Here is a 23,398-nt window from a genome sequence, read left to right as displayed (position 1 = left end):
GGGGTTACTCGCGATGGTGCGTGTTCTTCGACCAGGCGCAGGTCAGCGGGTGGATTCGCGGTTGAAGAGCTTCTTCGACCAGAGGTAGCCGCCGAGGCCGATGACGAGGCACCAGCCGACCGCGATGACGGCGCTGTTGCCGATCGGGGTGCCCATCAGCAGGCCGCGCAGGGTCTCGATGAGCGGTGTGAACGGCTGGTACTCGGCGAACCAGCGCAGCACGGTCGGCATCGAGTCGGTCGGGACGAACCCGCTGCCCAGGAACGGGAGCAGCACCAGCGGCAGGCCGACGTTGCTGGAGGACTCGACGGACTTGCTGGCCAGACCGAGCGCGACCGCCAGCCAGATGAAGGCGAAGGCCATCATCACCAGGACCCCGACGAGGGCGAGCCAGTCGCCCGGCCCCGCCGACGGCCGGAAGCCGATGAGCAGCGCGACGCCGAGCACCGCCGCGATGCTGAGCATCGTCTGGATGAGGCTGCCGATGACGTGTCCGGTCAGGACGGACACGCGGGCGATCGCCATGGTGCGGAACCGGTCGACGATGCCCTCGGTCATGTCCATCGCGATCGAGATGGTGGTGCCCTGGATCGCGGCGGTGATCGTCATCAGGATGATCGCGGGGGTGACGTAGTTGACGTATTCAGCGCGTCCGCCGGTGACTCCGCCGATCCCGGCGCCGAGTGTGCCGCCGAAGACGTAGACGAACAGCAGCAGGAAGACGATCGGCATGCCGATGAGCTGCAGTGTCATGGACGGGTAGCGCACCATGCGCTTGAGGTTGCGGCGAAGCATCGTCGCCGAGTCGGTCAGGGCGTACGACATGGTGCTCATCGGGGGGCCACCTTCTCCTTGTTGCCGGTGAGAGCGAGGAAGACGTCGTCGAGGTCGGGGGTGTGCACGCTCAGCGAGCCGACCTCGACCGCGTCGCGGTCGAGCCGGTCGAGCAGCGCCTTCAGCGATCCGAGGCTGCCGTCGTGCGGTACGCGCAGGACGAGCGTGTCGCTGTCGCGGGACACCTCGCCCACGGCGCGTGCGGCGGATTCGAGGTCGCGTTCGTCGGCGAACCGCAGCAGGACGTGGCCGCCGGGGATGCGCCGCTTGAGCTCGTCCGCGGTGCCCTCGGCGACGATCTTCCCGTGGTCGAGCACCGCGATCCGGTCGGCGAGCTCGTCGGCCTCCTCCAGATACTGGGTGGTGAGGAAGATGGTGACGCCACCGGCCACGAGCTCCCGCACGATCTGCCACATGGCGCGGCGGCTGCGCGGGTCGAGCCCGGTGGTCGGCTCGTCGAGGAAGATGACCTGTGGTGAGCCGACCAGCGTCATCGCGAGGTCGAGCCGTCGCCGCATCCCGCCGGAGTAGGTCGCCGCCGTCTTCTTCGCCGCGTCGGCGAGGTCGAACTGGTCGAGCAGCCGGGCGACCCTGCGCCTGCCCGTCTTGCGGTCGAGGTGGTGCAGGTCCGCCATCAGGGCGAGGTTCTCCTCACCGGTGAGCAGGTTGTCGACCGCGGAGAACTGGCCGGTGACGCCGATCGCGGCACGCACCGCGTCCGGCTCGGCGGACAGGTCGTGGCCCGCGACGCGCGCGCTGCCCCCGTCCGCCCGGATGAGGGTGGACAAGATTTTGACGGTGGTGGTCTTGCCGGCGCCGTTCGCGCCGAGTAGCGAGAAGACGGTGCCGCGCGGGACGTCCAGGTCGACGCCGTCGAGCACGACGTGGTCGCCGTACGAGCGGCGCAGCCCGGTCGCCGTGATCGCGGAGGGGGACGGCATGTTCATGAGAGGCCCTTCTCGGTCTGGTCAGGAACGACGGACGGTGATGTCGCCGAACGACGTGTGCGCGCGGACTTCGACGGTCTGCTCGGACTCCTCGGGTGCTTCGCCGAGGTCGTCCAGCGAGTTGGACACCCGCCCGTAGGAGGTGTCCAGGTCGAGCCATGCGGCGGTGCCGGAGGCGACACCGATGTCGAGGTGGCCGGTCGAGGTGTGCAGCGTGACGGTGTCGCGTGCGACCCGGCCGACGCGGATGGCTCCGTTGGAGGTCTTGGCGTCCACCAGCGCGTCGGCCCGGTCGACGGAGATGTCGCCGTTGGCCGAGCGCACCCGCAGCTCACCGGTGACGGTGCCGAGCTCGGTGCTGCCGTTGGAGTTCTTGACGACGGCGGCGCCGTCGATCTCGCCGATGCGCACGCGCCCGGTGCCGGTGGAGACGTCGACGTCGCCCGTGACCGCTTCGACGGTGATGTCGCCACCGGAGGTGCTCAGTCGAAGCGGCCCGGTCCGGTCGAGGTGGAAGTGCCCGGCCGACACCTTGAACCGGCACTCTCCCAGCGTGCCGACGCCGCGCAGGTCCGCCATCGAGAGGTCCGCCTGCACGTGCGAGCCGGTGGGGAGCTCGATGAGCAGGTCGACCGACCTGGTCTTCTTGGAGAAGTCGAGCATGCGGGCCTTCGGCCCTCTCACCGTCAAGGTGCCGTTGGCGTACTCGACGCGGGTCTTCTGCGCGGCGTCCACGTCGGACTCGTCGGACGCGTCGCTCGGCCGCACCTCGACGACGGTGTCGGTCCGGTCGCTCGCGATGATCTGGACGTCGCCGACGGAGAGCTCGATCGTGGCGGAAATCGGTTCGGGTGTGGCGAAAATTGGCATGGCTGTCCCCTCGGAGTGAGTCAGAAGAACATTTCCGCTGGTCGGAGGTGTGCGGGAGAAAGTGGCTCTGGATGTCGGGTTGGGCCGGCGAGCCCGCTCCGTAGGAGCTGTGCGCCGCGTCGGTCGGGTGGGTCAGCGAGCCCAGCCGGTGGAACGCTGCGCGCCGCGTTTGCCGCGTCGGTCGGAGTCGTGGTCGCGCTCCGGGGCACGCAGCGCGGTCGAGGCGGCCCGCACCAGCCAGGCATTGAGCGAACGGCCCTCCTTGGCGGCCGCCTCCTCGATCGCGGCCTTGAGCTGCTCGGGGAGGCGGACGTTGATCCGTGTCACCGGCCCGTCCTCGAAGCTCGCCGCGGCGTCGTCGGCCGACGACGCGCTCGGAGCCGGAGGGGCGGCGGCGAGATGCTCCATCTGCCGAACCGCCACGACGAAGCTCGGGTCACGCCCACGCAGGTGAACCTGGACAGAACCGGGAGCCAGATCTCGGGTGATCTCGTCGGCGGCCGCCGACAGCGCCTCGAGCAGGGTGAGCCGGATCGCCGACTCCATCGAAACGGTCAACCGCTCGATCAGCACACTGGCGTCGCCTTCACCGGTCTCGGCGGCGGTCAGCAACTCGCGACCGAGCGCGGCCACGTACGGGGTCAAGTCCATGGCATCACTATGGCACATGGTGATGCCACAAACAAGCCACATTGGCTCAGCTTGGCATCACTCTGGCTCAGGATGAACGTCCGGGCGATATCGACCTCGCGGGCGACGCGGCGTTCGACGGCGTCGTCATCACCGCCGACCGCCGCAGGGAAAGGCCGACGCTCGTTTCCGCCGTCGGCGGCCCGGTGCCTGGAGGGGAAAGAAGGCCGAGGTCAGCGGGCCATGTATGTGATCATCGCCGGGTGGTCGACCGGGACGGTGCCGTTGTAGCAGGTGACGTACCGGATGTTCACATACGTCGAGTACGTCTCCCAGGGAGAGTACAGATTGCAGAACTCCGGGCCGTAGCCGAACGCGGTCACCTGGACGTTGTCCGCGTATCCGTTGACCTCGCCGAACAACACCTGTTTCCTGGCGACCCCGAACCTGTTGAGCTGCAGACCCCCGGACTGCGAGTTGTAGCTGACCGGGTACGGCGTCGGTACGTAGGGGCCCTGGGTCGTGGGGGCGTTGTCGAAGGTGTAGGCGAAGCGGTACCCCGAAGGTGTCCAGGTGATGGCCCGCTCGCGGTGGTAGGTCAGGCTCCATCCGGTGTTCAGCGATGTGCCGGTGGCGTCGTAGCAGCGCACCACGATGCTCTGCGCGGCCGTCGTCGCGTTCCATCCGCCCAGCTTGCAGTGTGCCGGTACGGCCGGGTCGACCGCGGTGACCTGGATGTTCCCAGCGTGGCCCGCCGAGCCGAGTCCCGGCAGGGTGACCCTCCACGCTCCCGGGATCGTCAGCGGCTCGACGGTGTTCACCGCGGTCGGCCCCGAGGAGTTGAACCGCGTGGCCACGGCGGAGCCGTCCCAGTGCACGTACCCGAACGCCTGGCGCACGGGCAGGTACTGGTCGCTGGAGCCGAAGGTGACCGAGAACCACGAGGCGATCGGACCGACGCCGTACCGGTGACACCGCACCGCCACGATCTCGTCGGCGCCCGACTGCCACCAGCCCTCGACCTGGCACCAGTCGGCGGACTGGGAGATCGCCGTGACGTGGGCGACTCCCCCTGCGGCCATTCCGATCTGCGGGAACCTCACGAACACCTGACCGGGCTCGCCCTGGGTGGCCTCGACCCTGAGCCCGGACGGCCACGAGCCCGCCTGGCGCATGGAATCCACCGCGGCGCCGCTTCTGACGACGGCGAATCCCCAGCGGGGAGGCTCGGCCACGGTGGCGGTCGTGGCGGCGCCGGCGGTCGCGACAGTCGCGGTTGTCGCGGTGAGCCCGGTCGCGGCGAGGGCCGCGATGCAGAGCGTTCGTACGATCACTGCCCATAGCCGGCGCATGTCGTCCTTCATCCACATCGGGGTGGCGTCCGCGGGCCGGGATGGCGCGCGTGCTCTCCAACCCTTGGTAACCCGTCGACCGGCGGCCGGGAAGACCCAAATTGACCAACGAACTTGACTCTTGTTCGACATCTTCGACATGGCGGCCTTCCTCCCGCGCGGCGTCGTCGTCACCGTCCAACACCCCGACTCCACACAGATCCCCTCTACCGGAAACCCCCGCCCCAACGCCGTCGGCGGCCGAGGACTCCTCCTCGTGCGGCATCCTGATGGGACGTGTGGAGGGGATCGTCCGGGCCGAGCACTGCGGCCGTGACACGTGCCGTGGCGTGGTCCTGGAGCCGCCTGGACGGCACAGGTTGCCCGGTTGCGAATCCGTGCGCCGTCAGTGCCCCACGGGCGACGCGGCCGAGTGAAGCAGGGCGGCACCGTGGTTGGAGACCTTGTGCAGGGCCGAGCCCCGATGCCGGGCGGTGGTGACCAGACCGGCGTTGCGCAACACGGCGGCGTGCTGGCTGGCGCCCGCCAGGGAGATGCCGAGCGTCTGGGCGAGCTCCGTGGTATTCACGTGGTTTCTCTCCGCGATCTCGCGGAGCACCTCCGCCCTCGTCTGACCCATCAGCGCGACCAACGACCGGAGCGACCTTTCCCGCGTGCGTTCGGTTTCCGCGACCAGCGGTTGGGCCGGCCCCTTCTGGACGGGGTAGACCAGTACGGGCGGTCCGGACTGGTTCGCCAGCGTGATGGGCCCCGGCCAGCAGAAGAACGACGGCACCAGGGTCAGCCCGCGCCCTTCCAGATGCAGGTCCCATTCGATCGGATAGACGACTTCGAGTACGGGAGCCCTCCACCTCATAATCGGATAAAACGAATCAAACAACGACTCAAAGCCGTTGCCCATCACGGCCTCGACCCGCTTTTTCTGGTCCGCCCGCACGTACCGGCGGATGCTCGGCCAGTACGGTTCGAGGGCCTCCGCGTGGTACGCCCTGAGCGCGTCGCGCAGTCGCCGCATCGTCTCCGGCTCTCCGTCGGCGACACCGGACACCCACGTCGGCAGGGCGACCTGATCCGCCAGGGAGGCGATATCGGCCCGCAGCCGCGTTCGCGAGGTGCTCATCACCAGTTCCAGCCCGGTGTCGAGGTCGGCCACATCCGCCGACGGGGTGAGGAAGTCCGGCGAGTATCCCCGCGGTCTGGCCAGCGTCCGCAGCAGGCCGACGGACGGCGCGAGCCGGGAACGAACCGCGCGCCGCCACGGTCCGAAGACCCGGCCGTCATACCCCGTCTGGACCATGTGCAGGCTCAGCAGCACCTCCCACATCACGTTCGGTTCGGCCTGGACACGTATCCGCAGCAGGTCCTCGGCCGAAAAATGGATGCGCAACATCGTGACCCCCCGTTGGTCGGTACGCCGAGTTTAAGAAGACCGAATGTCCGGGCCCTGTACCTCGCCTGGACGCCGTACTCCGGAAAGTTCAGCCGTCGATCCGCTGATCTGCACCAATGGCCGTCCGTTTTCGACGATCGGCAGAAATCCTCACCCACCGGCAGAACCGGGGACCCCTCATCGTCGGCAGAACCGAGACAAGTAGCTTGTCCTCATAAAGGGGGAACGTTCACCAAGGGGGCCCCATGACGTTGGGTGATTTATTACTCGCCTACCGGAAGCGAGCGGGCATCACCCAGAACGAGCTGGCCGCCCGCGCCGGCGTCGGCGTCCGCACGCTGCGGGACATCGAGCAGGGCGTGGTCAAACGCCCCCACGCCCGGTCGGTGCGCAAGCTCGCCGAGGCGGCCGGCCTGTCCGTCACCGATCTCGACGCGATCGAGGAGACGGATCGGTCCCGGTCACAGCGAACAGAGAAGGCGGATCGGTCCCGGTCACGGCGAACAGAGAAGGCGGATCGGTCCCGGTCGCGGCGAACAGAGGACCCGATCCTGCGGATCGAGCTGCTGGGGCCGCTCACGATCCGCCTGCACGGCCGTACCGTCGACCTGGAACCTCCCATGCAGCGCCGTCTCCTGGGTCTGCTCGCACTCCAGGCCAACCGCGTCGTCACGCAGGCGGACATCGTCGACTTCCTCTGGGGCGAGGAGATTCCCCCCACCTACCAGAACCTCGTGCACACCCATGTGTCCCGCCTGCGGAAGTTCTTCGAGAACATCGGCATGGCCGAGGCCCTGATCAGCCGCACCGGCGCGGGCTACCTCCTCACCCTGTCGCCCGACCGGAGTGATCTGCTGGAGTTCGCGGACACGATGGCGAAGGCCACGGCCCATCGCACCGCGGGAGAGCGGGAGGAGGCCGAACGGGCCTACGAGAAGGCGCTGTCGATGTGGCTGGGCGAGATACTCGCCGACCTCACCCCCCGCGCGCGACACCATCCGGTCGTCGTCGCCGTCTCCCAGCAACGCCTGACCGCGGTCCTGGACTACGCCGATCTGGCCATGGACCGCGGGCACCACCGGGCCGCGCTCGAACGGCTCAGGGACATCGTCCACACCGAGCCGCTGCACGAGGGCCTGAACGCGCGGATCATGCTCGCCCTCGCCGCGTCGGGGCGACGGGCCGCCGCGCTGCGGTTGTTCGGCGACCTCCGCGACCAGCTCGCCGACAACCTCGGCATCGAACCGAGCCAGGAACTGCGGGACGCCTACCTGCGGATCCTCCGTCAGGAGATCGGCACCGCCGTGACCTGGACCGCCCCCCGCTCCCGCCTCTCCCGGGCGGATCCCGTTCCCGCCCAGCTGCCGCCGGACATCGCCACGTTCACCGGCCGCGACCGGCAGACCCGCGAGCTGGACACCTACCTGACCGCCACGGACCCACCCCCGACGGCGGCCAGGGTGCTGGTGGTCACCGGTACGGCCGGAGTGGGCAAGACGGCCCTCGCCGTGCACTGGTCTCACCAGGTGCGTCACCGGTTCACCGACGGGCAGCTCTACTACAACCTGCACGGATACTCCGACAACGTCTCCAGAACGGCCGAGGACGCGCTGACCGCCTTCCTGCTGGCCCTGGGGGTGTCGCCGTCGACCGTACCCCTCGACGTCGACGCCCGGACCTCGCTGTTCCGTTCGATGATGGTCGACCGCCGGACGCTGCTGGTGCTCGACAACGTGACCGGCCCCGACCAGATTCGCCCGCTGATCACCGCGAATCCGCACAGCGCGGTCCTCGTCACCAGCCGCAACGACCTCTCCGGCCTCAAGGTGCACGATGACGCGCTGATCGTGGAGCTGGACGTACTCGACGACGCGGACGCGGTCACCCTGCTGACGAAGCTGCTCAGGGCGGACATCTGCGGGACACCTCCCGAGACGGTGGAGGAACTCGCCCGGCTCTGCGGGTGTCTCCCGCTCGCGTTGCGGATCGCGGCGGCGAACATCAGCCGGGGCACCTACGACACGGTGGCGGACTACGTCGCGGCTCTCCGGGAGGGGAACCGGCTCACCGAACTGGCGGTCGACGGCGAGGACACGGCGGTGGAGACCGCCTTCGCCCTCTCGTACGCCGCGCTGCCGCCGCGAGCCGCCCGGCTGTTCCGGTTGCTCGGACTCTTCCCCGGTTCCGACGTGAGCCTGCGAGCCGTCGCGGCACTGGCCGGCGCGAACGAGAGGGAGACGGCGGCGATGCTCGGGCAGCTGGTCCGCGCGCACCTCGTCCAGCGACGCTCGCGGGACCGGTACCAGATGCACGACCTCCTCCGCCTGTTCGCCGCGCAACGCTGCGCCGAGGTGGACGACGAGCGGGAGCGGGACGACGCCCGGAGGCGGTTGCTGGAGCATTATCTGGACACCGCCCGGCAGGCCACGGGCATTCTCTACCCGGGCATGCTCAGGCTGTGCGAGCTTCCGGGGAAGGCGCCCGCGACCTGGGAGAACGTACTGTCCCCCCTCGACTGGCTCGCGGCCGAGCGCGCCAACCTCGCCGCCGCGGTCCGCCATGCCGCCGAGCGTGGGCCGAGGGCCGTCGCCTGGCGGCTCACCGACGTCCTCCGCGGCTACCTGTGGCGCAGCTACGACGTGTCCACGTGGTGTTCCATGGCTGAGGCGGGACTGGACGCGGCACGGCACGAGGGCGACCGGCAGGCCGAGGCCGCCATGCACTACAGCCTGGGCGCCGCCTACCGGTACGGCCGATGCCATCTCGACAAGGCCCGGCTGCACCTCGATCGGGCACAGCGCATGTTCGGGGACCACGGCGAGGTGAAGGGGCGGGCGGGCGCTCTGGACAGTCTCGGCATGGTGTTCCAGGAGACCGGGGAGACCGACCGTGCCCTGGCGGCCCTCGGCGAGTCCCTCGAACTGTGCCGGCGGACGCGCCTGCCGGCAGGGCAGACGAAGGTGCTCTGCAACCTCGGTCTCGTCAGCGCCGACTCCGGCCGGATCGAGAACGCGAGACGGTATCTCGCCGAGGCGTTGTCACTGGCTCGTCGGCTCGGCGACCGGCACATGGAGGCCATGGCACTGCACAACCTCGGACACACCTGCCAGCGGGACGACCGGTTCGAGGAGGCGATACAGCACTACGAGCGGGCACTGGCCATCCGCGACGACATCGGCGACGCCGAGGGCAAGGGCACCACCTTCGACACCCTCGGCACGCTGATGCAGGCCACCGGCCGGTACGCCCGCGGCAGGAGGTACTGGTACAAGGCCCTGGCCGCTTTCGAGGAGATCGGCCACCCGAGCGCGGCGGACGTCCGGTCGCGGCTGTCGCCCCCGTGCGGTCTCCGGTGACGAGGTGGCGCTCCCGGCCGCGGCGAGATCCACGGTCACGCGCGGTGACCGAGAGCGCGTGACACGGAATGCAGCGCGTGACACGGACTGCCCGGCGGTCTGTCACCCGTCGGCGACGGACGATCGGATCGGACGCAGCATAACGACGCCACCGGGAAACGCAACACCTTCAGGCAGGATTGAAACCCCTTTACTCGCGTCGGCACGTCATTAGGCTTTCGCCTGACTCCACTGAATGACCGGGGTGGTCATTCGGTCGAGATGGAAAGGAAACCGCGCCGCGGGGGCGAACACCGGTTTCTCACTCGACATCCGTGTCCTTTCTGTTCCCTGCGCCTTTTGCGGCTGATCCGCGCCGACTCGCGGCCGATCCGCGCCTACCGACCCGTACCGAAAGTGAACCGATGAACACGCATGACGACCGTTTCCGTGTGCGGCGCGCACTTGGAGTGAACACGCGCGTCACCGGCCGGCCCCGGCCGTCGACCGCCGGCCGGTGCCGACGCCCGGTGTGGCCGGTGCTGAGGCGCCACGCCAGGTCCGTGGTGGCCACCCTCGTCGTGACGACGAGCCTGCTCGCCGGGCCGGCCACGGCCCAGGCCCGCCACCCGGGTCACGATCCCGACCGGCAGGCGTCCGGAGAACCCGCCGACATCGCGAAACCCACCGGCACCGCGAAACCCACCGGCACCGCGAAACCCGCCCACACCGCGAAACCCGCCGACACCCAGCACGCGGTGGCGAAGAGACTCTCGGCCCTCGAAAGGGACTGGCCGCGAGGCGACGACGTGATCGTGACCGGCCAGGGCGACGAGGAGGGGTTCCATCTCTTCGTCGGAAGGGAGGACTCCTCCTACGCCTTCCGGCCGCTGGTGTCCATCAAGCCGTTCGACGCCGACGACGAGTGGCTGGGCACCTACTGCCTCACCGGCGACCGGAAGCACGTGGTGGCCACCCTGATCACGCGGCGGGCGGTGAACCGTCCGCGGCACCTGGCCAACGGCGGCCTGGTGTACTCGGTCGCGCTCTCCGACGGTTCGGTCCGGCCGGTCGCCGTCGGCGCCGCGGTCAACAGCGCCGGCCTGCGGTGCGGTCAGGACGGCCGGGCGGCCGTCCTGACGTACTCCACCCCGGAGAACCCGACCACGGGGGTGTTCGCCGTCGACGCCGCCCGCGCCGAGGCCAGGCAGGTCGCCAAACTGAACGGCCAGTTCGTGGACCCGGTCCTCGACCGCGAGAGTGTCTTCCTCCGGCAGGGCGGCCGCATCGTGCGGGTGGACGCGGCCAGGCCGGACCGGGCGGAGACCGTCCACGACGGTGGCGCCGCGCTCGAACTCGCCGGAGTGCGCGGCACGACGCTGGAGTTCGCCGAGCGGGCGAACGGGCGCACCTCGCTGCGCGTTCTCGACCTCCGCGACCGCAAGGTCTCCGAACGTGCCTCGGCCGAGGACGCCAGGGCCCAGTTGGTGGCGCCCTCGTCGGCCGCGGCCGGTCTGCTCGCCACGGAGAAGGCGCGGCGCGGCGGCGCGGCGGCCGGACGGCCCAGGGCCGGACAGTACGCGGGCACGAAGACCGGCGGCCACAAGGAGGCGAACACGGGCACGAAGACCGACGACGACAAGACAGCGAACCAGGGCACGAAGGCCGACGACGACAAGAAGGTGGACGCGGCGCGGCCCGGCGCGGAGATGCGGGTGCGCGACGTCAGCGCCGAGGGCAAGGTGGCTCTCACCGACCTGCCGAAGGCCGTGGTGGACGGGCTGGGAGACCGGGAGGGCCTCGGTCTCGGCAACGGGTCGGCCCTGGTGTGGCTCGGCACCCGTGAGACGCTGCGGACCGGCGTGCAGCTCGTACCGGGCGCGAAGTCAGGCGGCGGTCTTCCCACCCGCCGGATGAGCGCCGACGGCGGGGTGAGCACCCAGGCGAACTTCACCACTCCCAAGTGCGCGGTGCCGCGGAACACGCCGAACCGGCAGGTCTACGGGCCCACGGCCCGGCAGGCGGCCTGGGCGGTGGATCTCGCCACGCTGAACGCGCTCGGCGGCGTCAACTCCCGGCCGGCCAACTACCGGCAGACCGGGTTGCCCGCCTACAGCCCCAGCTCCGACTTCGCGATCCCCTCGCTGAAACCGTCCGGCGGCCGGGTGCCGCCCGTGGTGATGAACGGCGTCCTGGCCCAGGAGAGCGCGTACAAGCACGCGACCTGGCGTTCGCTGCCCGGCTCGGGGGGCAACCCGCTGATCGGCGACTACTACGGATCCGGCGGCACCCTCGACGTCATCGACTACGACAACGCCGACTGCGGCTACGGCATCGCGCAGGTGACGACCGGGATGACCGCGACGGACACCGGCATCTCCCCGAACGGCAAGGCGAAGATCGCCGTCGACTACGCCGAGAACGTCCAGGCCGGCATGCAGATCCTGGCCGAGAAGTGGAACCAGCTCCACGACGCGGGCATCGTCATGAACAACGGCGACAGCGCGCTGGTGGAGAACTGGTACCTCGCGCTGTGGGCCTACAACTCGGGTGTCCAGCCGAACGCGGCCAACGGCAACCCCACCGGCTGCACCCCCGGCCCCTCGTGTACCGACAGGGCCGGCAACTGGGGTCTGGGCTGGACGAACAATCCGAACAACGACTCCTACCGCGAAGGCCGGGACGTCTTCCTCCGCGAGAGCTACGCCGACGCCGCCCGGCCGTGGGAATGGCCCTACCAGGAGCGGGTGATCGGCTGGACGGAGACCCCGATCAAGGACTTCAAGGGCGACGACGCCTATCTCCCCGCGGTGAACGGCCCCCTCAACCCGGCCGGGAACACGGTCTCCTATCCCGACCGCAGGCAGCTGTGCACCACCGCCAACAGATGTGACCCGACCACGGTCAAGCGCTGCCAGATGACAGAGGGCGACCTGGCCTTCCACTGCTGGTGGAACGGCCGGGTGCAGATGAACATCGACTGCGCGACCCAGTGCGCGCGGTCCGCGTACGACTTCGCGACCGGCGACCGGGAGCCCGCCGGGGACAACCCGTGGCCGCCCGCGTGCCAGAAGCAGCTCCCCGCGGACACGATCATCATCGACGACCTGTCCACGCCGAACGTGAACATCTTCTGTTCCGGGGTCGACTGGACGAACGGCGGCACCTTCACCCTCGAATACGGCAAGACCGCCGAGGGGATGCCACTGTCGACGATCAACTTCCACCAGCTGGCCGCCGGGCTGGGGGCGCACACCTGGTTCGCCGGTAACGCTCTTCCCTCCGACACCGCGCGCCGGGTCACCGGAACCTGGAAGCCCAACCTCAGCACCAACGGCACCTACATGATCAGGGCGCACATCCCCACCGCGGGCGCGTCGGCCGGCAGCGCCACCTACAAGATCACGAACGCCAACGGGACCGTGACCGAACGGGTGATCAACCAGCACGAGCACTTCAACCACTGGAAGTCGCTCGGTGTGCAGGTGCTCGGTCCCAACTCCCAGATCCAGCTGAGCAACGTCACGAAACACGACACCGTGGGGGACATCGTCACGGTGGCCTGGGACGCGCTCGCGCTGGTGCCGGTCAGCGGCACCTACCACGAGGACAAGGTCGACGCGGTCGCCTACTTCGACGAGAACCAGAACCTGGACACCATCGCGCCCGCCAGCTGGATCGGCGGCAAGATGGCCGGCCGCCAGGCGCTCTACGACTGGGCCACCGACCTGACCGGACGGGTCCTGTCGAAGCCGGTGTGCCAGGGAAGCACGATGAGCGACCAGTGCGTCCGGGCCGCCACGAGGGACGTCTTCACGCAGTGGCGTGACGAGGTGATCCAGGCCGGCGTCGATCCGGTCAACCACCCCCGGGGCAAGAGCATCCCGTCCTGGATGGGATTCTCCAACCCGGTGAGCCAGCGGCCGACATCGGCCTACCTTCCCAGCTGGTTCCTCAACGACGATCTGGCGTACAAGATCCGTACCACCGCGACGGCCTCGTTCGTCCTGGGGAGCGACGGGCGCATCGTGCCGGGGTCGGAGGACGTCGACTACCAGCACCGCACAGCGAACACCCACCTGCCCGCGTTCGTGACGCGGCTGTTCTCCGCACTGTCCGCCGACTACGGCATCACGCGGCCCGACATCCAGTACGACCTGGTGGACGCCAACGTGCACAACCACCAGGCGACCCACGGCAACGCGAACTCGAACGGGGTGCTGCTCGCCAGGGCGTACCGGTTCGGGGGCGCGCCGCCACAGACGAGACAGATGCCGGGGACCGCAGGCGGCAACGTGGACTGCGTCGTCGCGCACGGCGCGGGCGGCGGGGTGATCGGCTACCGGACCCTGATCGGCAACGACTACGTCGAATCCCAGATCAGGGTATGGGCCCGGAAGGTGGCGGACGGGCGCAACGCGAAGAACATCCCGGAAGGGGTGGCCCAGACGGCGCTGGACGTCTTCAACATGTTCTTCGAGAACCACCCGCTGGAACTGGGGTCGGCGTTCGCGCACGCGCCGCCGATCCACCAGGAGCTGCACTTCGCCTCCTGCGCCGACCTCTCACTACGCAGGGTCGACGCGCGGACTCCGGTGCTGCTCAGCAGCTACATGCCCGACCAGTACCTGTACCGGGACGGGCAGGCGATGAACCTCGACGGTTCGAGCCGCGCCTCGGCCGATCCGGTCCTGCGGGGGAACTTCCAGAACTTCTCCGCGATCCCGTCGAGGGCGAACCAGTACGGCACCTGCGACCGGTTCACGACCAACCCGTCGCGTGAGGACCAGGAGGGCAACCCCTGGGGCATCGTCCTCATCGACGGACCCGGCGTGAACCCGGCCAAAATGATCTTCTGCAGCGACCAGACCCTGCCGCATCCCGACTACGGGTGATTCCCCGTCATGGCTGTGGGCCGTCGCCCACTCACGCGCGAAAACCCACGAGCCGAAGACCGCGTGCGAAAACCGCGCGAAGAACCCGCGGCCGAAGAGACCGCAGGAGAGAAAGAGGAGAGAACGATGAAGAGAGTCACGACGGTCCTGGCCAGGACCGCCCTCGTACTGGCCCTGGGCGCGGGACTGCCGCTGGTCTCAAGCCAGGCCGCCCAGGCCTGGCCGGCACAGTGCCTGAACGGGGAGAACGGGTTCCGCGACATGCCCGACAACGCGTCCGGCCGGTACGCGGTGGGCTTCCAGGTGCAGACCGGCGCCAAGCCCACCTACTTCTCGATCCAGTACGGCGCGCCCTACGGTCCGGCCATCGGCTGGGCGAAGATCGACGGGGCGACCTCGCCCGGCGACCGTTTCTGGATGGACTGGACCCGCGACGACAGGAGGACCTGGATCCAGTGCGGGCCGTTCTCACCGAGCGGCTACAGCCTGTCCGCCACCACCCCCGCCCAGCTCACCAGCACCAACTCCAACTGGAAGTTCCGCGTCTGCGGCTCGGTCTCCGGCGACGCGACGGTGCGCTGCAGCGACTGGTGGTAGTCGTCTCGCGGGCGGGCCGGGCACCGCATCGGCGCCGCATCGGCGCCGCGCCCGGCCCGCCCGCGGGTGGCCGAAGAACCCCGTCACACCTTCCAAAAAGTCTCGACGTTGATCCTCGTAACCGGAGCTCCGGCGGCCGGTGACGCGGATCAGGTTTTCGGCTTCAGCAGGTGGTGCCGCAGCCACACGTAGCCGTACCCGCCGGGGAGGTTGAGCTCCGCCACCTTCGGCGTGACCCAGGAGGACGTGCCGTCATCATTGTGATCCCGGAAGTCGATCTTCACCCAGGCGTGGGTGTCGGCCACCTCGACCACCTCTCCCTGCTCGAAGTGGAGCCGGCCGTTGATGGCCGGCATGTCCACCACCCACCGTTTCGTTTCAAGGTCGGGGACGGTGTAGACGGTCTGCTCCGCGAAGGAGAGCCCCAGCGGATAGTCCTCGAACAGCCGGCCGTCGGCGGCGAGATCGGACCACACGACCACGGTGCCGACCTTCAATCCCGCACCGGCCACCACGGGAGGCTGGGAGACCGCGGCCTTCTTCGCCTGGAGGTAATCCTCGTAGCTCGCGGCGGTGAACACCGGGGAGATCTCCCCGGGAACCACGAACTCCTCGCCGGGATGTCTCGGGCCGAAGGCGAAACGCACGGTGATGGTCTTCTCGTGCACCGTGAACCGGTATTCGGTCGGCGAGTGATGGCCTTTGTCGTCGCGTTTGTAGGAGTGAGCGCACAGGGCCTTGTAGACCGCGAGGACGCGGGGACCCCAGTTGGCCAGGTCACCGGGGTCGGCCGGGATCACGTACGCCGCCCCCATCTCGATCAGACGGGTGACCAGTGCCTTGATCGCCCCTTCCGTCGAGTCGGCGGAGCACTTGGGCGCCAGACCGGCGACCAGTCCGAAGGAGCAGTCCCAGGCGCGCTGGAAATCCTCGATGTGCTCCCGTTCGGAGACGCGAACCTCGGCGGCGTCCTCGGTGGTTATCTCCGCCACCAGGTTGAAGGTGCCCTCCTTCGGCTCCTCGGGCTTCCACACGCAGGGCTTGCCCGACTGGAGATAGCGGACGATGCCACCACCCCACCCCCGGGAGGTGCGGGTCGCCATGTCGAACTGGAACGTGCCAACACCGATCCCGAAGGAATCGTGCTGAGAGGAGTCGTACGGCGGGCCGCTGACCAGGGCCAGGTCGCCGGGTTTCCCCTGCGCGGCCAGGGTGATCGTCCCCGGCGTCCAGTAGTCGCTTATCCCCAGCGCCTTGGGGAATCCGCGCAGCTGGTCGGGTGCCACGACCCTGTAGTTGTGAGGGGGATGATAGGAGGTGCTCATGCTGGTCAACCTAACCCGCACGGGACTCACCGACCAGCATTATTTTCGCTGATTTCCCTTTATGTTGTGTAGTTCAATATAAATCGCTTTTTTGGCGGTTTCAGCTACTTTGTGACTGAATCCTCCTCGCTGACATACGTGACGAGCGGGCATGACGAAGACATGGCATCCCCATGGTGTGACCGGGAACCTACGGCACCTTCTATGGTGCGAATACCGCGACACCTGGACCAAAGGCTCACTTTCCGCTGGATAGCTTTGAAAGAGCGCCGTCAAGGCTCCCGGTCCGACGCCCCCTGAGCACCCCTCGACGTACGGCATCCCGGTCGGATCGGAAGTCCCGGAAGCCCAACGCCTCGTCCAGCACCAGGAGGGTCACGTGAATTCCTTGGAGCTCGAACGCCGCCTGATCGAAGCGATCAACGCTCACGACCTGCACCGAGTACTCGACTGCTACAGCCCGGACGCCGTCCTCGTCTCACCGGCGGGCACGCTGGAGGGACATGAGCAGATCGCCTGGTTCTACGAGCAGTACTTCAAGGCGTTTCCCGACTTCAAGAAGACGGTCTGGCTGGAGGCCCCCTGCGAGGATCCCGTGATCGCGGAATGGACGCTCACCGGCACCCACACGGGGCCCTTCCTCCTTCCCGACGGGCGCGAGGTGGAGGAGACCGGCCGTCGCATCACCGTCCGCGGCGCGTGCATGGCCTACGTCGCCAACGAAAAGATCATTACGCAACGGGACTACTTCGACCAGCTGGAGCTGTACAGCCAACTCGGCTTCGGCCTGACCGGCCTCGGTCTCCCCAACAGGTAGATCAGGCGCTCGTCCCACCCCCTGCCACAGATCCTTAGGTTAGGCTCTGCTAACTTCTACAGCGATGTAGTTGCAAGCGCCATGATCGAAGGAGCACCCCGGTGCCGACGTCCCTCCCCAGAACCATGCTCAAACTGGCCACCACGGGTGCTCTCCTCTTCGGTCTGGCCGCGTGCGGCGGCGAGTCCGCGGACACCGGCGATGCCGCCGGCCAGGCGGCCGAGAAGAAGATCACCGTCTACAGCGGGCGCAACGAGGCCCTGGTCAAGCCCCTGCTGGAGAAGTTCACCGCGCAGAGCGGCATCGCCGTCGAGGCCCGCTACGCCAGCACCTCGGCCATGGCCACCCAGCTCCTCGAAGAGGGGGAGAAGTCACCGGCGGACGTCTTCTTCGCCCAGGACGCCGGCGCGCTCGGCGCCGTGGCCAAGAAGGGGATGTTCGCCCCGCTTCCCGGCACCGTGCTCGACAAGGTGCCCGCCACCTACCGCGCCAAGAGCGGGGAGTGGGTCGGCGTCACCGCCCGCTCGCGGGTGCTGGTCTACAACCCCGACCTGGTCCCCACCGACCGGCTGCCCGCCTCGGTGTTCGACCTCACCGCTCCGGAGTGGAAGGGCAAGGTCGGGGTGGCCCCGACCAACGCGTCCTTCCAGTCGTTCGTCACCGCCGTGACCGTGCAGCACGGAGAGGCCAAGGCGAAGGAGTTCCTCGCCGGGCTCAAGGCCAACGAGCCGCAGATCCGGGAGGGCAACGGCCCGATCCTGGAGGAGGTCGACTCCGGCAAGGTCGCCGTCGGCCTGATCAACCACTACTACCTGGGCGAGCTGGCCAAGGAGCGGGGCAAGACGCCCGACGGGCTCGCCGCCAAGCTGCACTTCTTCCCCGACGGGGACAGCGGCGCCCTCGTCAATGTGGCGGGCGTCGGCGTGCTGAAGAAGGCCGCCGGCAACCCCGACGTGCAGGCCTTCGTCGACTACCTGCTCGGCGCCGAGGCGCAGAAGTACTTCGCCGAGGAGACCTTCGAGTACCCGGTCCTGGCCGACGCCGCCCCGCCCGCCGGGGTGCCTGCCCTGGACGAGCTGAAGGTCCCCTCGATCGACCTGAACGACCTCGACCAGCTTGAGGCGACGATCGCGCTCATCAAGGAATCGGGACTGGTCCCCTGAGAACGTCGCCGCTCTCCGTGAGGCGGCCGGGCCGCGGCGGATCCTCGCCGCGGCCCGGCCGTCCCGGTCTCCCGGCAGGGGGTGCGAGGTGGTCCCGTCCGGCCAGGCCCGTGGTGCTGGCGCTGTCGGTGCTGGCCGTGGCGGTCGCCCTCATCCCGCTCGCCTACCTCGCCGTCCGGACCGCCGAGGCGGGCGGCGCCAGGATCGCCGAGGAGCTGCTCACCGCGCGGGTCGCGGCGCTGGCGGCGAGCACGCTCGCGCTGGCGGCCGTGGTGACCGTCGCCTGCCTGGTGCTCGGGGTCGGCTCGGCCTTCCTGCTGGTGCGGACCGACCTGCCGGGCCGCCGCGTCTTCGCCGTCCTCGCCGTCCTGCCCCTCGCGGTGCCGACCTACATCGCCGCCTTCGCCTGGGTGTCGGCGGTGGACGGCTTCGAGGGCTTCTGGGCGGCGGCCCTGGTGCTGACGCTCTGCTCCTACCCCTACGTCCTGCTGCCGACCGCCGCGGCCCTCGCCGGCGCCGACCCGGCGCAGGAGGAGGTGTCGCGGTCGCTGGGCCACGACGCCTGGCACACCTTCACCCGGGTGACACTGCGCCAGATCCGCCCCGCGATCGCCGGTGGCGGGCTGCTGGTGGCGCTGTACGTGCTGTCGGACTTCGGCGCGGTCTCGATCCTGCGCGCAGACACCTTCACCCGCGCCATCTTCCTCGCCTTCGACCTCGGCTTCGACCGTACCGGCGCGCTGGTGCTGTCGACCGTACTCGTGGCGCTGACCGTGCTCATCCTGGCCGGGGAGGGCGCGACCCGGCGGCGCGGGGCCCGCTACGCCCGGCTGAGCGGCACCCGCCGCCCGCCTGCCAGGGCCGCTCTGGGCACGGCACGCCTGCCCGCCGCGGCCGCCCTGCTCGCCGTCGCGGTCCTCGCGCTCGGCGTCACCGCGTACAGCCTCGCCCGGCGGATGGCCGAGGGCATCTCCCGTCCGGGAACCTGGCCGGAGGTGCTGGCCGCCGCCGGCAACTCCCTCCTGCTCGCGCTGGCCGGGACGGCGCTGACCATGCTGCTCGCGCTGCCTGTCGGGGTGTTGAACGCCCGGGTGCCGGGGCGTCTGTCCGCGACGCTGGAGCGGCTCAGCTACCTCAGCCACGCCCTGCCGGGAGTGGTGATCGGCCTGTCCCTGGTGTTCTTCGGGATCAACGTCGCCTTCCCGCTCTACCAGACGACCTGGCTGCTCGCGCTCGCCTACGCCGCGCTCTTCCTGCCGCTGGGCGTCGCCGCCGTCGCCACCGCGACGGCCCAGGCGCCTCCCGTACTCGAAGAGGTCGCCCGCTCCCTGGGCCGGGGGCCGCTCGCGGTGCTGGGCACGGTGACCCTGCCGCTCACCCTGCCGGGCATCGGCGCCGGCGCGGCGCTCGTCTTCCTCACCTGCATGAAGGAACTGCCCGCGACGTTGCTGCTCCGCCCGACCGGTGTCGACACCCTCGCCACCGAACTGTGGTCGAACACGGCGGTCGCCGCCTACGCGGGCGCGGCGCCCTACGCGGTGTTGCTCGTGTTGTTGTCATCGGTGCCCACCTGGCTGCTCGCCGCGCGTACCGGGATTCTCAGCAAGGAGGTTCAGCGGTGAGCCGGTTGGAACTGCGCGGGCTCGCCCGGCGCTACGGGTCCGTCGCCGCCCTCGACGGGGTCGACCTCACCGTGCCGAGCGGCACCCTCACCGCCGTACTCGGCCCCTCCGGCTGCGGCAAGACGACCCTGCTGCGCTGCGTGGCGGGCTTCGAACGCCTCGACGCGGGCGAGATCACCGTCGACGGGCGGGTCGTCGCCGGTCCCGCCGCGCACACGCCGCCCCAGCGGCGCCAGATCGTGATCGTGCCGCAGGAGGGCGCGCTCTTCCCCCACCTGTCGGTACGCGAGAACGTGGGGTACGGGCTGAGCCGGGCCGAGCGGCGTGGCGACAGGATCGACGAGGCGCTGAGCCTGGTCGGCCTGGCCGGGTACGGCGACCGGATGCCGCACCAGATGTCCGGAGGACAGCAGCAACGGGTGGCGGTCGCCCGCGCCATGGCGCCGCGTCCCTCCCTCATCCTGCTCGACGAGCCGTTCAGCGCGCTCGACGCCGGGCTCCGCGCCGAGCTGAGGCACGACGTGCGAGCCGCGCTGCGCGCGGACCGCGCGACCGGGATCCTGGTCACCCACGACCAGGGCGAGGCACTGTCGACGGCCGACCAGATCGCGGTGATGCGCGAGGGCGTCATCGTGCAGAGCGACTCCCCCACCGACGTCTACCACCGGCCCGCCGACGCCTGGGTGGCCGCCTTCGTCGGCGACGCGGTCCTGCTGGACGCACAGGACGAGCCAGGTCACCACGGTGATCCCGCGGTGCTGCGCACCGCGCTCGGCCCGGTCGTGGTGGCCGAACTCCCCCCGGGAGACGGGGCGCTCACCGTGCTGGTCCGTCCGGAACAGGTCCGGATCACCACGCCACCGGCGCCGCAGGCCGTGATCGCGACCGTGGTCGGCGACGACTTCCACGGCCACGACGCGCTCGTCACCCTGAGCCTGTCCGACGGCACGCACGTCACCGCGCGGGTGACGGCCCCGACCGAGCCGACGACCGTCGGCGACAGGGTCGGTGTCCAGGTGGAGGGCAGCGGCCTGGCCTGGCGCGACCGGCCGGGCACGGGGTGACGCGGAAGGAGAGCGCCCTGGCGCCCGGTCTTCCTGCCGGGGTGAAGGCGCGGCGGCAGCGGTCACGGTCCTCGTGTAGATCCGCGATCAGACCACGGTCTTATACGAACCCGCGATCAGACCACGGTCCTCATACGAACCCGCGACCAGGTCACGGTCCTCGCGCGGGCCCGCGATCGGGTCGCGGTCCTCGTCTGGACCCGCGATCAGGTCATGCCGAACGCAGGTCTCCGTCGAAGACCTTGTCCAGGAAGTCCTCCAGGTTGACGGTGGTCCTCACGATCCGCTCCTCCATGGTGAGCGTCTCCTCGAACCGCACCCCGGCCTCCGTCCGCTTGATGCCCCGCATGTAGAGGGAGCAGGCGAGGTCGGCGCAGATGTAGGTGCCGACCGTGTTGCCCTGGCGGCCCGCGGCGCCGACCCTGGGTGCGACGAACAGGGCGACTCCGCTGCCGGAGTGGGGGGTCACGCAGATCGAGCACACGGTGCTCTTGGCGAAACTCCTGCGTACCTCCTGCGCGACACGCAGGGTGACGCCGACGAGCTCGCCCTGCCGCTCGGCGACCACGTAGCCCCGGTCGGGGGCGCCGGGATCGCGCCAGCCGAGGAAGTCGAGGTCGGCCCAGGGGAGCTCGGGCAGGCTCCTGGGCAGGTTGATCCTGCTCGCCTCCCCCTTGGAGCAGTTGACGAAGGCTCTGCGTATCTCTTTCTCGCCGACCGGATTCATCATTCACCTACCATCACAGCGATCATCGGAAAATCTCCCCGCGCCCCCGCCCGGCCGGCACCACGCTCGGCGCCTCCGCCGGCCCGCGAGCGGTCAGGTCATGCGCGACCAAGACAGGTTAGGCCAGTCTGCGGACCCATCAGACCAGGTCAGACCTGGATGGGCAGGCCGGGGCAGGGCTCGGCCGGGCCGAGGTGCTCTCGACCTTCGGGCAGCGGCCAGTGTCTCAGCACGCCCCAGAGGACGTCGAGGGATTTTTCCTCGGCTCGGCGACCGAAGGGCGGCCGAAAAGAGACGGCGGCCGACCCCAACGGGACCGGCCGCCGCTTCAACGATCCTGACTCAGACGAGGTGTTCCGTCCCTCGAAGGGACCTCATGCCTTTTCGGCCCTCGCCAAACGGCAGTCCGTCAACGCGCTGAGCCCCGGTAATACAGCGCTGAACGAAACAGTATTCGACGTAGGCTGAGGTCCTGGGAACCTGGAAGCTTCTAGGATGCCGTGAGGGTGGAATGGATGCGAACGATCCTCTTACAAGGCGAAGGCCCTGGCGCCGAACCCGCCGTCGTTGAGCTTTCCCCAGGCCACGAGATCACTTTTGGTCGCGGGACGACGGGCGTCCCCGTCGACTTTCCGCTGGATCATCCGGAGATCTCCAGGCGGGCCGGGGTCATCCATGCCATGGAGGATTACTGGCTGCTCACCAATCTGAGCCAGAATTCCACCCTGGTCGTGGAGAATCCCGAAGGCGGAGGGGAGTTCCTCAAGGTGGCTCCGCGGCGGGTCGCGGCGCCCGTGCCGTTCGAGTTCGCCCGCGTGGTGCTTCCGGTGGCGGGCGGCGCCTGTTCCTTCCTGGTGTTCGCCTCGCAGCACAGTTTCATCGACCCCGACACACCCGAGAGCCTGACGGTCGGCGAGCCGACGATCTCCAGCTTCTCCCTGGACGAGACGGCGAAATACTTTCTCGTGCTGGTCGCGCTCTGCGAGCCGCGCCTTCGCGACTGCGCTTCCTCGGTCATCCCGACGGTGCCGGAGGTGTTGGAGCTGCTGCGCGAGGTTCCCGGCTGCGAAGGACTGACCCGCACGGCGGTCAACTTCCACATCGACTATCTGGCGCGCAAGAAACTGCGCGTCAAACCGTCGGCCGGTTCGCGCAAGGCCGACTGGCAACGCGCCGCGCTGGTCTCCGTCGCGCTGCGCTTCGATCTGGTGCGGGAGGAGCACCTGCAGCGACTGAGCCCGTGATCACGGCTGACGCCCGGCGTCCCCCTCCGCGTGATCACGGCTGGTATTCGGTCCGGTGCTTCCGCACCCGTTCGACGAACGACCGGAACCGTTCGGGCACCCCGTTCTCCCCGCGGATCACCTCGTCGGAGGAGTGGAAGGCCGCGGCCCCCAGGAGACCCGGATCTCCGGGCACCCCCGCCAGCAGGGGGAGACGTACGCTCGGTGGTGCCGGCCAGCACCCGCGCCCGGTAGAGCTGGCGGGCCGCACTGGGCCGGAGCCTCGCGTCAGGGGCGAGGCAGTCACTCACCCAGGAACGCCAGGTCTCGGGAAGCGAGACCGGGAGCGTCAGGGGACGCTCGCCGGCCGCGTACTCGACGGCGGCGACGTAACGCGCGCGAGCGGTCGGGGCGCTGAAGGGAAGATGGCCGGTGAGCAGCTGACACGCCATCACGCCCAGCGCCCAGACGTCGGCCGAGAACCGCACGGCGTGTCCCCGTTCGGTCACGGGCTAGGGCCTGTACGGGGTTGAGATCAGCGGGATTGCCTGCGCGGTGGTTTGTCGTCCTGGTAGGCCATCGTCATGGCGCGTGGAGACCTCACCGA

Annotated in this window: 17 protein-coding genes; 8 read left to right on the top strand and 9 right to left on the bottom strand. The window is 69.4% G+C overall.

The annotated features are described in order from the left end of the window. Positions 1-42: 42 nt before the first annotated feature. The 6 genes from ABZ664_RS38670 to ABZ664_RS38645 all read right to left on the bottom strand — a co-directional run bounded on the left by ABZ664_RS38670 (position 43) and on the right by ABZ664_RS38645 (position 6,023). Positions 43-834, bottom strand: a complete 792-nt coding sequence (locus ABZ664_RS38670) for an ABC transporter permease (RefSeq protein WP_362522121.1) — start codon at positions 832-834, stop codon at positions 43-45. After that, positions 831-1,781 carry an ATP-binding cassette domain-containing protein gene (locus tag ABZ664_RS38665; RefSeq protein WP_362522119.1) on the bottom strand — a complete coding sequence of 317 codons (951 nt, stop codon included), beginning with the start codon at positions 1,779-1,781 and terminating at the stop codon, positions 831-833. The genes ABZ664_RS38670 and ABZ664_RS38665 overlap by 4 nt, the downstream gene beginning before the upstream one ends. 21 nt (positions 1,782-1,802) lie before the next feature. Continuing rightward, positions 1,803-2,651 carry a DUF4097 family beta strand repeat-containing protein gene (locus tag ABZ664_RS38660; protein WP_362522117.1) on the bottom strand — a complete coding sequence of 283 codons (849 nt, stop codon included), beginning with the start codon at positions 2,649-2,651 and terminating at the stop codon, positions 1,803-1,805. 132 nt (positions 2,652-2,783) lie between these two features. Then, positions 2,784-3,302, bottom strand: a complete 519-nt coding sequence (locus ABZ664_RS38655; protein ID WP_362522115.1) for a YlcI/YnfO family protein — start codon at positions 3,300-3,302, stop codon at positions 2,784-2,786. Positions 3,303-3,514: 212 nt separating this feature from the next. After that, positions 3,515-4,645, bottom strand: coding sequence for a hypothetical protein (locus tag ABZ664_RS38650; RefSeq protein WP_362522113.1), 1,131 nt, complete (start codon positions 4,643-4,645; stop codon positions 3,515-3,517). Positions 4,646-5,018: 373 nt separating this feature from the next. Continuing rightward, complete coding sequence (locus ABZ664_RS38645; protein WP_362522111.1) at positions 5,019-6,023, bottom strand: transcriptional regulator; 1,005 nt, start codon at positions 6,021-6,023, stop codon at positions 5,019-5,021. A gap of 245 nt (positions 6,024-6,268) precedes the next feature. Here ABZ664_RS38645 and ABZ664_RS38640 point away from each other — a divergent pair, with 245 nt between their 5' ends. The 3 genes from ABZ664_RS38640 (at position 6,269) to ABZ664_RS38630 (ending at position 14,850) form a co-directional block, all read left to right on the top strand. Beyond that, positions 6,269-9,379, top strand: a complete 3,111-nt coding sequence (locus tag ABZ664_RS38640) for a BTAD domain-containing putative transcriptional regulator (protein WP_362522109.1) — start codon at positions 6,269-6,271, stop codon at positions 9,377-9,379. Positions 9,380-9,897: 518 nt separating this feature from the next. Then, positions 9,898-14,253, top strand: a complete 4,356-nt coding sequence (locus tag ABZ664_RS38635; RefSeq protein ID WP_362522107.1) for a hypothetical protein — start codon at positions 9,898-9,900, stop codon at positions 14,251-14,253. Between the two features lie 126 nt (positions 14,254-14,379). Further along, positions 14,380-14,850, top strand: a complete 471-nt coding sequence (locus ABZ664_RS38630) for a hypothetical protein (RefSeq protein ID WP_362522105.1) — start codon at positions 14,380-14,382, stop codon at positions 14,848-14,850. Positions 14,851-14,999: 149 nt separating this feature from the next. On the opposite strand, the gene ABZ664_RS38625 is transcribed toward ABZ664_RS38630, so the two are convergent. Further along, positions 15,000-16,175, bottom strand: a complete 1,176-nt coding sequence (locus tag ABZ664_RS38625; protein ID WP_362522103.1) for a hypothetical protein — start codon at positions 16,173-16,175, stop codon at positions 15,000-15,002. 379 nt (positions 16,176-16,554) lie between these two features. On the opposite strand from ABZ664_RS38625, the gene ABZ664_RS38620 reads away from it, so the two are divergent. The 4 genes from ABZ664_RS38620 (at position 16,555) to ABZ664_RS38605 (ending at position 20,841) form a co-directional block, all read left to right on the top strand. Then, positions 16,555-16,992, top strand: coding sequence for an ester cyclase (locus ABZ664_RS38620; RefSeq protein WP_362522100.1), 438 nt, complete (start codon positions 16,555-16,557; stop codon positions 16,990-16,992). Between the two features lie 101 nt (positions 16,993-17,093). Continuing rightward, positions 17,094-18,155, top strand: a complete 1,062-nt coding sequence (locus ABZ664_RS38615; RefSeq protein WP_362522097.1) for an iron ABC transporter substrate-binding protein — start codon at positions 17,094-17,096, stop codon at positions 18,153-18,155. A gap of 110 nt (positions 18,156-18,265) precedes the next feature. Then, positions 18,266-19,777, top strand: a complete 1,512-nt coding sequence (locus ABZ664_RS38610) for an iron ABC transporter permease (RefSeq protein ID WP_362522094.1) — start codon at positions 18,266-18,268, stop codon at positions 19,775-19,777. Beyond that, positions 19,774-20,841, top strand: coding sequence for an ABC transporter ATP-binding protein (locus tag ABZ664_RS38605; protein WP_362522091.1), 1,068 nt, complete (start codon positions 19,774-19,776; stop codon positions 20,839-20,841). Before ABZ664_RS38610 ends, ABZ664_RS38605 begins: the two co-directional genes overlap by 4 nt. A 211-nt stretch (positions 20,842-21,052) precedes the next feature. On the opposite strand, the gene ABZ664_RS38600 is transcribed toward ABZ664_RS38605, so the two are convergent. After that, entirely contained in the window at positions 21,053-21,571 is a 519-nt protein-coding gene (locus tag ABZ664_RS38600) for an FBP domain-containing protein (RefSeq protein ID WP_362522088.1), read from the bottom strand. 677 nt (positions 21,572-22,248) lie between these two features. Here ABZ664_RS38600 and ABZ664_RS38595 point away from each other — a divergent pair. Beyond that, the gene (locus ABZ664_RS38595) at positions 22,249-22,812 is read left to right on the top strand and encodes a hypothetical protein (protein WP_362522086.1); all 564 of its coding nucleotides are present in this window, start codon (positions 22,249-22,251) and stop codon (positions 22,810-22,812) included. Positions 22,813-22,846: 34 nt separating this feature from the next. On the opposite strand, the gene ABZ664_RS38590 is transcribed toward ABZ664_RS38595, so the two are convergent. Then, positions 22,847-22,987 (bottom strand): hypothetical protein, encoded by a 141-nt coding sequence (locus ABZ664_RS38590; protein WP_362522084.1) that lies wholly within the window; start codon positions 22,985-22,987, stop codon positions 22,847-22,849. Positions 22,988-23,398: the final 411 nt, after the last annotated feature.

This window comes from Streptosporangium sp. NPDC006930 (genome assembly GCF_040635605.1).
In the GTDB taxonomy this organism is placed as follows: domain Bacteria; phylum Actinomycetota; class Actinomycetes; order Streptosporangiales; family Streptosporangiaceae; genus Streptosporangium.
This window is presented reverse-complemented; position numbering and strand designations above follow the sequence as displayed.

What these genes read in the sequence shown, in the direction of transcription:
- ABZ664_RS38670 (WP_362522121.1), bottom strand. Translation starts at nt 834, where the DNA reads ATGAGCACCATGTCGTACGCCCTGACCGACTCGGCGACGATGCTTCGC.
- ABZ664_RS38665 (WP_362522119.1), bottom strand. Translation starts at nt 1,781, where the DNA reads ATGAACATGCCGTCCCCCTCCGCGATCACGGCGACCGGGCTGCGCCGC.
- ABZ664_RS38660 (WP_362522117.1), bottom strand. Translation starts at nt 2,651, where the DNA reads ATGCCAATTTTCGCCACACCCGAACCGATTTCCGCCACGATCGAGCTC.
- ABZ664_RS38655 (WP_362522115.1), bottom strand. Translation starts at nt 3,302, where the DNA reads ATGGACTTGACCCCGTACGTGGCCGCGCTCGGTCGCGAGTTGCTGACC.
- ABZ664_RS38650 (WP_362522113.1), bottom strand. Translation starts at nt 4,645, where the DNA reads ATGAAGGACGACATGCGCCGGCTATGGGCAGTGATCGTACGAACGCTC.
- ABZ664_RS38645 (WP_362522111.1), bottom strand. Translation starts at nt 6,023, where the DNA reads ATGTTGCGCATCCATTTTTCGGCCGAGGACCTGCTGCGGATACGTGTC.
- ABZ664_RS38640 (WP_362522109.1), top strand. Translation starts at nt 6,269, where the DNA reads ATGACGTTGGGTGATTTATTACTCGCCTACCGGAAGCGAGCGGGCATC.
- ABZ664_RS38630 (WP_362522105.1), top strand. Translation starts at nt 14,380, where the DNA reads ATGAAGAGAGTCACGACGGTCCTGGCCAGGACCGCCCTCGTACTGGCC.
- ABZ664_RS38625 (WP_362522103.1), bottom strand. Translation starts at nt 16,175, where the DNA reads ATGAGCACCTCCTATCATCCCCCTCACAACTACAGGGTCGTGGCACCC.
- ABZ664_RS38600 (WP_362522088.1), bottom strand. Translation starts at nt 21,571, where the DNA reads ATGATGAATCCGGTCGGCGAGAAAGAGATACGCAGAGCCTTCGTCAAC.
- ABZ664_RS38595 (WP_362522086.1), top strand. Translation starts at nt 22,249, where the DNA reads ATGGAGGATTACTGGCTGCTCACCAATCTGAGCCAGAATTCCACCCTG.